The following is an 11752-nucleotide window of genomic DNA, read 5'->3' as shown; positions in this document are numbered from 1 at the left end:
AGGGTATGACGCCGATGGAATATCGATGCCATACCCTTGCAGCCTAAGCAGGACTATTATTTAGCTCGTCCAACTTTTGGGACCCAGTTCACATCAATAGATTCTGGGGCTATTAGGCACTCCGGGCAACAGGCCGAGGGCACAGTTCAGACAAGGTGCTGATTGATTCTTATTCGGGGGCTAGACGTTTAGTTTTAGCCCGTTGCATCCGGCCAACAATCACATCAATTAGGAGAAACGCTGCGAGGCTGATTCCCATGAGCGGCAAGAAAACCCCTACAGCGACAGCCGCACATAGCACCAGCAGAGTTCCCCACCATGGGGCACGGGTCAATCCGCCACGGGAAGGAGTTTTGCCCATGCGTCGTGCAGGATTATTGATTGGACGGCGTTTCCACCACATTACGTAACCAAGAACCACCATGGTGGTGATCCCGGATGCGAGAAGGAACAGCAGGATCTGATTCAGCACCCCGAACATGGATCCCATATGGATATCGATGCCCCACCGCGAGAGTTTCGCAGCGAGGCTGAAGTCCTTGAAATCAACACGGTCAACCACTTCTAGACTTTGACCATTAATAGAGGTTGCATCAACCTCAGTTGGGTAGGACCGTTGAATTTCTTGCACCACCCATGCTTTCCCTTCCGCAGCAGGAGGCTTGATCTCAACCAGCCCGGTATTAACGTTCACTTCTTGGGCAATGGAGAGCATGGTGTCGAAAGCTGCCGGATTCACCGACTCACCGATTGGAGCAACGGCGGCCCCGTGGTGATGGGCGTGCTCATCACTGGCACTATCTTCGGCGGCTGATAAATCGGTGGCCACCGCGGGGGTACCCCAGCTTAGTGCGCTACGCAGCTCACTGACGTTCGCACCGCCGTAGGTCGACCACGTGATACCGGTAGCGGAAAGGAAGAACGCCCCGAGCAGGATCCAGATGCCAAGGGATCCGTGCAAGCTTGCCAGCCGACGATAGCCAGTGGCTTTGATATTGGGGCGGATGAGATCCTTTTTGCGTCTCGTTCTCTTGATCCTCAAGATCCACAAACCCAATCCAGCAAGGGCAATAACACCCAACCAGGAGGCTCCCAGTTCGCTATAAAGTCGTCCCGGTTCACCAAGCTGCAGGTTGCGGTGCAAATGGTCAATCCAGGTTCTCAGCGGAAGGGCACCGCTGGTCCCGTAGGCGGTGAGATCACCGCGGATTTCCGCGGTAGCAGGGTCAACAAAAATGGCTCTGGTTTCGCTGGCACCAAGATTCTCGTCGGCGTACATCATTCTGGTGGTATCCCCGGGGTTCGGGGCCGGGCGGACGGCCACTAGCGCGTCACCACCGCCCATATAGGCATTGGCTGTTTCCACTTGATCAGCCAGTGGCAAGTAGGAATCAGCAACGGGCGCGTGAAGCTCCTTGGAGTAGATCGCTTGTTCGATTTGGGGTGTGATCGCGTACAAAGCGCCGCTGACGGCAGACACGAGGATGAACGGGCCGATGAAGATTCCTGCGTAGAAGTGCAGTCTCAGTAGCAGCTGCCCGAACCAGCCTTTGCGGGCAGTCCTCGGCGGGACGGACGGTGGTCGTGATTCCGGGGTTGTAGTTTCCAAAAGCGTCATGAATGATCCTTGGGGGAAGAGCATGAAGAATGCAGGTGGCGGTAGCTAGGACGAGAAAAGTGTTTCACCGATGAAGCCTCCCTCAGCGCATCCCGGCGGGACCAGGAAGACAGCAGATCCAATGGGCGTGGTCCATTGGTTCAGCGCGTCAAGGTCCGCTAAGCGTTGTTGCATCGGGGTAAATTGCTTAGCCACGCTCTTTTGGTAGGACACGAAGATCAGCCCGGAATTGGAGATTTCGTTCCCGCCCGGTAAGTCGTCGTAGTTGTATCCGCGCCGGAAAATCCTTTCATCGGTGTTCTCCGAGCGGGCTCGTCGAATATGCGAATGAGCGGCGATAACGGTCAGTCCCAACTCATTCGTCGCCGCGAAATCTGGCTCATCATGTTCTGCGGTTCCAGTGGTTGGCGCCCCGTTAGCCAAGGTACGCCCGATACTGAACTCCCGGCCGGAACGGTCCAGCTCATCCCATGTATCAACGTCCATGCGGATACGTCGAATCACCATGGTGGTACTCCCATCCGCGCTCCACACCAGAGCATTGAAATCCTCAGTCCCGGGTTGAGGGTTGACGGTTCCATCGACTTGCCCGAACAGATTGCGCATTGTGGTGCCACTGGCTTCGGATCCCCGGGAGCGGCGGAACCCGGTTTGCACCCATTTCACCGAGGCAAACCGGCGAGCATCCTTGAGCAGCATCCGCTGAGCATGAGCAACGGTCAGAGGATCATCGGAAGCGATATGCAGCACCAGGTCTCCGCCGTTCCAATGCTCCTCAAGCTGATCGATGGTGAACTTCGGTAGTGGCTGGATCTCTGCGCCCGAAGACCCAGCAAGTTCCACGAGCTTCGGCCCGAATCCAAAGGTCACGGTCAAGCGTGCGGGAACCACGCCCAGTTCAGGCTCAGTGTCCGCTAGGGCCGGCTGACCTTGAGTCAGCCTTGCCGCATCGTCGCTGAGCAAGCGCAACAGACGGCCTAAGGATTCACGGTCAAGAGCATCTCGCAAGTTCAATGCGATGTAGGTTGCATGGGTCTGAGGCTCGGTGGTGATCCCTGCCTGATGGGCACCGTAGAAGGGAATCATGCTGTAGCCGTGCAATGGCTCCGAAGCACCAGCCGGCGCAGCAGTGCTGGTCAGCGAATCGACCCCGAGAGCAGCAATCGCCCCCAGGCCCGCGGCGGCCCCGCCGAACAGTACCCCTCGCCGGCTAGGGCGTGTCGTAGTGGATGTCTTTGCATAGGGCATTAGTGATCGTGAGCGCTTTCCGAAGCCGAGTCATCCATCTTCATCTCGTTATGCTCCATGCCCTCGTGCTCGGAGCCTTCATAGTTTTCATTTGCTCCTGCGAAGTCCTTCACCGGCGCGGTGATATCAAAGGTGGTCTCATCAGAGAATTTCAGGGTCATACGCACCTCACTGCCTGGTTGCAGTGGTTCGGTCAGATCCATGAGCATGATGTGATTCCCTCCTGGCTCCAGGTGTAATTCGCTGTGGGCGGGGATGGTGAAACCACCAGTCTTTTCACGCATCACCATGGCTCCGGATTCGTTAGCCAATGTTTCGTGTAGTTCCAGATCAGTGGAGGCGGGACTGGTCACCGAGGTGACAGTAACATCTTGTTCTCCTGTGTTTTTGATGGTGCCGAATCCTGCGGACATTCCTTCGTTGGCAGCTTTCACCCACGGATCGGTCATTGTGATGGAGGCACCGGCCGGGGTGGAGCTGCTGTTTTCAGCGGGATTGGCAGCACAACCTGCCAAGGCGATTAATACGGCAGAGGACAGGGCAATGGTGCGCAGGGCAAAAGAGGTTTTCACGGTTGTTCCTAAGAAAATGAGGGAAGCGCCAGTTGATGCTTCAAAGCAGTGGTGCTGCGCAGTTGCAAACCAGGGAGATGCCCACAGGTTGTTAAGGCATCTGGCGCTGGGCACAGCAAAGTAAAAGAGTGGCCTTGATCAAAAGGCCGTGTAAAAGTGCGATGTAAGAGCCTTCGGCATACGACCATCGGCTGATCCGGGAGTCTCTAGAAATACCAGCTCATATCGCTGGTGGCTAGAGCGAGAATCGTTGCGACCAAGTACCTATCGAGGCTGCGCTAGAGGAGAAGAATCAGCAAATCATCCATTGACGGTCATGAAAAACAACCCGCCGGTTCACTAGAAAGGGGGAGCGGAACGGGTCTCAGACCGTGTGTCGTATGCAAGGGTGACCTTACACCGTTGTTAGTGCCGGTGGTCCTCTGCGAACAATAGAGGTGGCATATACGGCCACTGTGTATGCAGGGATTTCGCGTAGCTCGGTAGGAACTGACTGTGGCAGAACCGGCTGATAGACGAATTTAATAATCCGCCACAGCAGTTTCCAGGTGAACAAATCAACGATGTCAGAGGCCACAATGAATAGTTGCTCACTGCGGTGCAGGACGAGAACTGTAGCTAGGCCCGCCATAAGATGGGCCAAGAGCATAGTGTTATCGCCATGGCTCATGGCGGCAACGTTAGTTGAAGTGGCTACATCGACGGTCATGGACATTCCATGATGCGCATGCAGGGCCTGCTCAGCGGTCGATATCGAGGAGTCCTCGGCGCCCATCGAGAACAGAAGATGGAAGATCACCTGACTGAACCCCACCATGCCAGCAAGTCGCTTGAGCGTGAACCTTTTGCCGCTAAGCAACATGCATACGAGGACCGAAAGCGATAAAGGTAATGCGACATTCAGGACTTCCGGTACAGCTCCTCCCGCGAGCACGTGTGAGGTCAGAGAAACGAACGTCGCGAAGAGCGCGGCGGCGGTGCCTCTGAGAGCACGTGTTGAGCGGGAAGATTTGCGCACGGTTCCAAGTATTCCAGACCGGGTGCTACATTTCTACATCGTGTAAAAATATTCCAACCCTGGTGGTGCAGCTCTGGTGCAAGGGGACTCATAACGTATGCCTTCGACACACTCATTACGGGATTACCCGAATCCATGACAGCGACCTTTATTTGGTGGTTAAATCACGGCATTGTTTAGCACCACAGACATCCTGCCCTGAGGAAAATAACTTGGACGCCATCTATCAGCTCCGACGGTTGAATGCCGCGCAGACGTCAAAGCTTCACCGGAGTGCCCCAATGCACGTTTGTATATTGGGGCCATGAACACCATGGAAACAGTCCAGGCCGAACCACACGAGTCAGAGGATTCACCCTGCTATCGAGTCAATTTCTGGGAACAACTCCGTCCTGGATACGGATGGAATTTAGACGTTTTTGTACTAGTTGAGGTGCACGACGTCGCAGAGGCGCTGCGGTGGAGGAGAACGCGCGTAGGCGGCTCTTCGAACTATTCGCAGAAATGCACCCCGGGCCGGACAAACCGTTCGGAACTCCACGAAAAACCTCGCTCATACGATTGCTCGGAAGCAATCCCAACGCCGCTTAGACATGAGCTTGGTAGCATAATTTAGCGGTTGAATCGCAGATTTAGATGATGTACGAAGGGTGATTCCAGCATCTGCAGCCTTGATGGCAACGGTTGCAACGCAGCAGGCGGCAAGTCCCTGCAGGACGTACTCGACAGGGAAGCTGCAATATCCACGCCCACGAGAGCCGCTGACTCGTCGCCCTTCAACGAAAATTTATTGACTCGTGATTCATCACGAACACCGCCCTGCGCGGTGGTTCCGGTCTCAGATGCGAGACTTACACCATCAGCGCAAGTGCCATGAGCTTTAAACGTGAACTTTCCAAGATTTCGGTCGCCTGTCACCGCTTCGAAAGTCTTTCGCGGGACATCGGCTTCGACCCTGTTGACGATATCTAACTGGGTTTCTACGAGGCACATACTGGCTCCCTTATTGATTTTGATCCGCATGCATCAACTGGCAATCATCAGCCCTCGGATACATATCAGAAATATGAAAATTCTCGGAAGCCAATACATATTGGCCATCAGTCGGAACACTGCTCCATTATAAGAACCCTTTACGCTTCAAACGCAAGCATTAGGACGAAATGTGCCTATTTATTTAAAAATTGTGGAATGTTGTTCCGTTTTTGTGTAGTGTTCCATTTATTCAACAGTGACTAAAATCACTTTGGGTGCCAGTTGGGGTCATTCGCCCCAAATCAATCCACACAAGGGAACCAGAGGCGTATTTACGCGCTGGCCAAGAATTTGGGGCACACATGAGCAAACTCACCGCAGAAAACTCACGCACATTGTGTCTGCCATCCTGACTACCGACTTCCTGGACTGAGACAGTGGCGCTGTACACGCGAGACTGAACTTCGCGATCTCCCAATCGATCCTTACAGATGAGATGCTGCGTATGACCCAGCAGGCCCTGCACTCCCGTACCTAGAGGGGCAATCGGCAGCAACGAGTGAAGTGTAATCCGCTGAAAATTTCAGCGAAATTCGGCTTCCGATCCCTTTTACGACGTCAACGATCGGGTTCCCGTGGACTCGATCAACATCGTCCAGCAACTACTGACCGATCTGATCCCCGACAATTATTCCCTCTTCCCTACGAACCACCCTGGAGCTAGATATGACTATGAAGGCCTCCTCCAACATCCGCACAGGACGACCGCAACCGCCATCCCAATCCCCACGCCGTTCGGCCCTCACCACCGGCGTTGGCCTATGCGTTGAATACTATGATTGGGCCGTTTACGCGATTTTCGCCCCGTTCTTCGCCACACAGATCTTCAACCCCAACGATCCGACCTCGGCCATTCTTGCGACCCTCGCCATCTTTGCCGTGGGATTCGTCGCCCGTCCATTTGGCGGCCTCATCTTCGGATGGGTTAGCGACAGGATCGGACGCAAGCCTTCCATGACAATCGCAGTCGGACTCGCTGCCTTAGGCAGCCTGGCAATCAGTCTCACACCGACCTACGCGGCGGTCGGCGTTCTCGCCCCAATTCTGCTTCTGGTCGCCCGGCTCCTCCAAGGCCTCGCACACGGTGGGGAACTTCCCTCTGCCCAGACCTATCTGGCCGAAGTTGCCCCGCGTGAACGTCGCGGCCTATGGTCATCCATTATCTACATCGCTGCCACGGTCGGAGTCATCTTCGGAACGCTCTTGGGGTCCCTTCTCACGGGGCTTCTTACCGTAGATCAAATGGCCACCTTCGGCTGGCGCATTCCATTCTTCATCGGCGCAGTATTCGGCCTCTACGGCCTCTTCATGCGAGCGCGCATGTCCGAAACCGAAGCTTTCGAAGGCATTCGCAACAAGCATGTTGACGCCGTCGCTAAACCATCGCTCTGGACCTCGATTGTCGAACACCGCAAGCAAGCTTTCCAGGTTGTCGGCATGACTGTGGGTGCAACCATCATCTTCTACGTGTGGTCTGTTAATGCTCCCGCACACGCCATTACCAGTCTCAATATCGCTTCTGGACCGGCCCTCTTGGCTGCGACACTGGCGAACATTGTTTTCATCGCTGCCCTCCCCCTGTGGGGAAGATTGAGCGACCGGATTGGACGAAAGCCGGTGATGTTGATCGGCCTCCTGGGAGCAGCGGCTCTGCACTTCCCCATGACGTGGATTATTCGGGACGCGGCATGGCAACTTGGAGTATCAATGTCGGTGATGCTTATCTTCGTGGCCGCTATCACTTCCATCACCCCGGCAGTGTATGCAGAGATGTTCCCCCCTCACATCCGCACTGTTGGAGTCGCCGTGCCCTATGCCTTGTGCGTTGCAGTCTTTGGTGGCACTGCCCCGTATCTACAAACGCTGTTCAGCGAAGCCGTGGGGCAGCCCTGGATGTTCAATCTCTACGCCGTGGCGCTTCTATTCACTAGTGCGGCTGTCGTCCGATCCCTTCCTGAGACAAAGGGCAAAGACATGAATCAATGATTCAGACGCACGCTCCAATCTCTTGCAGTTCTCCATTCGAGTCGGTCTACGTCTCGGTCGGAGTACCTCAACTTGTGTGTTTCAACCGGGCAGTATGATGCGCCACCTCCGCGCAGCGGTCTAGCTTAATTTCCTCACGAGCCACTGAGATAGACGGAACCCCAAGGTTTTGCTGATTACTTGGCCAGTCCACCACCCATAGCCACACAGAACCGCCGACCGGCCCGATTCCGGGCACGCCCTCAATGCCGAAAGGTCACCGTGCAAAACGAAACCATTACCAATACCATCGCCACCTCCGACCGCTACCCGGAGCTGTCCGCAGAAGTGCGAGAACGCATGCTCGCGTTCTACTACCACCTGCACGCGCACCCCGAGCTATCCATGCAGGAACATCGCACCGCGGAGTTCATCGAGGCCCGCTTGAACACCCTCGGCATCGATAATTTCCGCTGCGGCGGCACCGGTGTGGTGGGCATACTGCGAAACGGGGAGGGGCCCGTCGTCGGATTCCGTGCGGACACGGACGGCCTGCCGATCCAGGAGGACTCCGAGGTCGACTACCGCTCCACCGCCCGCGGCACGCTGCCTGACGGCACCGAGGTACCCGTCATGCACGGCTGCGGACACGACACCCACGTTGCCGCGCTCATGACTGCAACGGAGGTGCTGGTTGCCGACCGTGATAACTGGTCTGGGACCCTCGTGCTGATTTTCCAGCCCGGCGAGGAGACTGGCGCCGGGGCGCAAGCCATGGTAGATGATGGACTCTGGGACCAGGCCCCTCACCCGGAAATCATCTACGGCCAGCACCTGATGCCCGGGCTCGCCGGGACGGTCGAAGTGGTTGGCGGACCGGCTATGGCGTTCGCTGACTCTTGGAAGGTGACCCTGTTCGGGGAACAGTCTCACGGCTCTCAGCCGCAGGACTCCATCGACCCGATCGTGCTGGGCGCGCACATCGTAACCCGCCTGCAGTCCATCGTTGCCCGCGAGATCGACCCACGTCGGGCCGCTGTCGTGACCGTGGGCACCTTCCATGCCGGGCTGAAGGAGAACATTATCCCGGCCACCGCAGAGTTCACCCTCAACGTGCGCACCATGGACAAGGACACCCGCGAAAGGGGTCTTGCCGCGATCCGCCGCATCATCTCCGCCGAGGCCGCGGCATCAGGTGCACCGGAACCGACTATTGAGGAACTTTCCCGTGTCCCGCACAACTATAATGACCCGCACGCAACGGCGGAACTTACCGTGGCTCTGCGGAGCGCGCTGGGCACCGATAACGTCAAGGAGGCCGAGCCAAAGATGGGCTCGGAGGACTTCGGCATTCTGCCAGGCTCGTTGGGGATCTCCTCGGTGTTCTGGTTCTTCGGGGGCTTCGACCAAAACACGGTGGACTCCGGAACCATGCCGGTCAACCACTCGCCGCGGTTCGTCCCCGTGCCCGAACCCACCCTGTGGACCGCGGCGATGGCCGCTATCACCGCGCTGAAGAGCAAACTCGGCAACTGACCGCAAGCGACTGTGGTGACCAGCCGGATGCCTGGCCACCACAGCCGCACTAGCCGGTCCATTATGCGCAGGCAAATCTGAAACGTTCACCACATCAGTGCTGAGACTCGGATGTCCGTATGCCTCCGTTCGATCGAATATCTGAGCGAAGGATCCCCAAGTGCAATACTCCTGACGTCTTGTAACCCAAGAGTTGCAAGACGTCTCAACGGATACCACTCCCCCGGTGTGTGACTGTTAGTTTCAATTGGCGGTTTATTACCAGTAAAAATGGCGCATCGCTTAGCGCGATTCACTTTGGTTCTAAATGGTTGAAGGCAGGGTGCTAATTTCCTGGTGGAAATAGTGCCCCGCCTTCAACAGCAACGAAACCAGCGCTAATGCAGGTCGTTGCCAGATTGCTGTGTGAGCTGCTTGCGGTGGACGCGGGCAGCACGAAGGCCGTTGGCAATCACGATGACTTCTGCCACCTCGTGTACCAGCACTACCGCAGCTAATCCAAGCACTCCGGTAATAGCCAAGGGCAGCAGGACAACGATGATCGCCATTGACAAGATGATGTTCTGATTCATGATCGCTCGGCCCCGTCGCGCATGGGACAAGGCTTGCGGGATCAGTCTCAAGTCATGGCCGGTGAAGGCTACGTCGGCTGATTCTATGGCGGCATCGGCACCGGTAGCGCCCATCGCAATCCCCACGGTAGCGCTAGCCAAGGCAGGGGCATCGTTGATCCCGTCACCGATCATCCCTGTAGGAACCTGCTGCACCGACGAAGCGATTTCACGGGCCTTGTCTTCAGGTCGCAGTTCGGCATGAACGGTGTCTATACCGGCGATTGAAGCCAGCGCGTGGGCAGTACGGGAGTTATCGCCGGTGAGCATCACCACGTCGATTCCCTGGTTATGCAGGTCTCGAATTGCCTCGGCCGCTTCAGGGCGTAGTTCATCGCGCACGCCGATCACGCCAATGACCTGCTCTGCACGGGTGACCATGACGCAGGTTTGCCCGGAGGCCTCCATGGATTCAACAGCGGAAGCAAGCGATCCTGGGGCAATCCATCGAGGACTGCCGACCCCGACCTGAACACCATCCAGGACGCCGGTAATGCCGTGTCCTGGCTCTTCGTTAACCGCCGCTGCCTCCGGTATCGCGGGTACTGCTGCGGTGATGGCCGTAGCTAGAGGGTGGGTGCTGTGCTGTTCCAGGGCGGCAGCAACGGCGAGCACCTCTTCGCGAGTCGCATCATCAACGGTCTGGACTTGCGTGACCACTGGCTGATTGCGTGTGAGTGTTCCAGTTTTATCTACCGCGATGCGGCGCAGGGAACCAAGCCGTTCGAAGGCTGCTCCGCTTTTGATGATGACACCGAACTTGCTGGCAGCTCCGATGGCGGAAACAACGGTGACAGGAACGGCGATGGCCATCGCGCAAGGCGAGGCTGCGACCAGCACGATCAGTGCGCGGGTGATCCAGGTTTCGGGATCGCCGAAGATCGCTCCAAGCACAGCAACCAGTACGGCCAGGACGATGGCACCGGGAACCAGCGGGCGGGCAATGCGGTCAGCGAGCCGTGCCCGTTCGCCACGTTCCGACTGGGCTTGCTCGACCAGGCTCACCAACGTGGTCAGGGAGTTGTCCGTGCCGTTTGCCGTTGCAGTGACTACTAGCGCGCCGGATGAATTGATGGAACCAGCAGCAACCTGGTCGCCTACGGTTACTTCCACGGGAATTGATTCCCCCGTGATAGCGGAGGTGTCCAAGCTGCTTGATCCTTGGCTGACCACGCCATCGGTTGCCAAGCGTTCACCAGGCTTCACGCGCAGGGCATCGCCAATCTTGATCTCTGCTGCACTGACCACGACCGGTGCGTCGTCACGGATGACGGTGGCCGTTTCCGGGACGAGCTTCAACAAAGAGCGCAGGCCCGAGCGTGCCCTGTCCATGGCTTTGTCTTCCAGGGCTTCGGCAATGGAATACAGGAATGCCAGGGCTGCAGCTTCTTCGATATATCCGAGGATGACCGCACCGGTGGCGCTGATGGTCATCAGCAGCCCAATGCCGAGTTTCCGTTTCGTGAACAGGTTTCGCAGGGCGCCGGGCACAAAGGTAAAAGCGCCCAGCAGCAGGCCGATCCAAAACAGCACCAAGGCCACGATGGCGGCGCTTTCGCCGTGGGTGCTCCATTCAAGGACGAGCCCAGCGAGGAAGAAAACGCCTGAGGCTATGGGAACGAGCACGTGCCAATCCCGCCACCAGGGCAGTTCCTCTTCGAATTCTTCGGTGGGTTCCGGTGAATCGCAACCGCAGGCGGAACTCATGCTTGCTCCTCGAGTTCTCGATCGGCGCTGGTGGCGCAGTCAGGGCAGGAAGAGTCCAGGCAAGGTACTTGATCATCGACGGCCAACGTCACGTCAACCAGGGCGCTCAGGGCGGTGGTGAGGTGAGGATCGGTGATTTCGTACCGGGTTTTGCGGCCTTCCATTTTCGCCACGACAATTCCGCAGCCGCGCAGGCAGGTCAAATGGTTGGAAACGTTGGCGCGGCTCAGTCCTAGGGCCTGGGCAAGTTCCGCTGGGTATCCGGGTTCGTGCAGCAAGGACAGGAGGATGCGTGACCGGGTGGGGTCGGCCATGGCGCGGCCAAGCCGGTTCATCGCATCGATCCGTGATTCAATGTTCATCATACGATGTACTGTACAGCACTTGATGTACTAGTGGCACCGCCCAAAATCGGTCGTTTTTGAAATACTGAAAAGACAAT

9 protein-coding genes are annotated in these 11752 nt (G+C 57.0%); 2 read left to right on the top strand and 7 right to left on the bottom strand.

Annotated elements, in window-relative coordinates; translation table 11 throughout:
- Positions 1–169 precede the first annotated feature (169 nt).
- The 5 genes from EDF61_RS17755 to EDF61_RS17735 all read right to left on the bottom strand — a co-directional run bounded on the left by EDF61_RS17755 (position 170) and on the right by EDF61_RS17735 (position 5479).
- On the bottom strand, positions 170–1618 hold the full coding sequence (locus EDF61_RS17755; RefSeq protein WP_133835028.1) for a PepSY-associated TM helix domain-containing protein: 1449 nt from the start codon (positions 1616–1618) through the stop codon (positions 170–172).
- Between the two features lie 45 nt (positions 1619–1663).
- Positions 1664–2866: a Dyp-type peroxidase gene (locus EDF61_RS17750; RefSeq protein WP_133835027.1), complete on the bottom strand. Its 1203-nt coding sequence runs from the start codon at positions 2864–2866 to the stop codon at positions 1664–1666.
- Positions 2866–3438 (bottom strand): copper chaperone PCu(A)C, encoded by a 573-nt coding sequence (locus EDF61_RS17745; RefSeq protein ID WP_133835026.1) that lies wholly within the window; start codon positions 3436–3438, stop codon positions 2866–2868. Before EDF61_RS17745 ends, EDF61_RS17750 begins: the two co-directional genes overlap by 1 nt.
- 394 nt (positions 3439–3832) lie before the next feature.
- Positions 3833–4456, bottom strand: coding sequence for a hypothetical protein (locus tag EDF61_RS17740; RefSeq protein WP_133835025.1), 624 nt, complete (start codon positions 4454–4456; stop codon positions 3833–3835).
- Between the two features lie 612 nt (positions 4457–5068).
- Positions 5069–5479, bottom strand: coding sequence for a hypothetical protein (locus tag EDF61_RS17735; protein ID WP_133835024.1), 411 nt, complete (start codon positions 5477–5479; stop codon positions 5069–5071).
- A 678-nt stretch (positions 5480–6157) separates the two neighbouring features.
- On the opposite strand from EDF61_RS17735, the gene EDF61_RS17730 reads away from it, so the two are divergent.
- Positions 6158–7477 carry an MFS transporter gene (locus EDF61_RS17730; RefSeq protein ID WP_502699087.1) on the top strand — a complete coding sequence of 440 codons (1320 nt, stop codon included), beginning with the start codon at positions 6158–6160 and terminating at the stop codon, positions 7475–7477.
- 339 nt (positions 7478–7816) lie between these two features.
- Positions 7817–8992: an amidohydrolase gene (locus EDF61_RS17725; protein ID WP_133835032.1), complete on the top strand. Its 1176-nt coding sequence runs from the start codon at positions 7817–7819 to the stop codon at positions 8990–8992.
- Between the two features lie 377 nt (positions 8993–9369).
- Here EDF61_RS17725 and EDF61_RS17720 read toward each other — a convergent pair whose 3' ends face one another.
- Both EDF61_RS17720 and cmtR read right to left on the bottom strand, forming a co-directional pair.
- Entirely contained in the window at positions 9370–11310 is a 1941-nt protein-coding gene (locus EDF61_RS17720) for a heavy metal translocating P-type ATPase (RefSeq protein ID WP_133835023.1), read from the bottom strand.
- Positions 11307–11675, bottom strand: coding sequence for a Cd(II)/Pb(II)-sensing metalloregulatory transcriptional regulator CmtR (gene cmtR, locus EDF61_RS17715; protein WP_133835022.1), 369 nt, complete (start codon positions 11673–11675; stop codon positions 11307–11309). The genes EDF61_RS17720 and cmtR overlap by 4 nt, the downstream gene beginning before the upstream one ends.
- Between the last annotated feature and the right edge of the window lie 77 nt (positions 11676–11752).

The sequence above is a fragment of the Arthrobacter sp. JUb115 genome (assembly GCF_004365035.1).
Lineage (GTDB): Bacteria > Actinomycetota > Actinomycetes > Actinomycetales > Micrococcaceae > Glutamicibacter.
The sequence above is the reverse complement of the archived record's forward strand: the minus strand, read 5'-3'. Positions and strand labels throughout refer to the sequence as shown.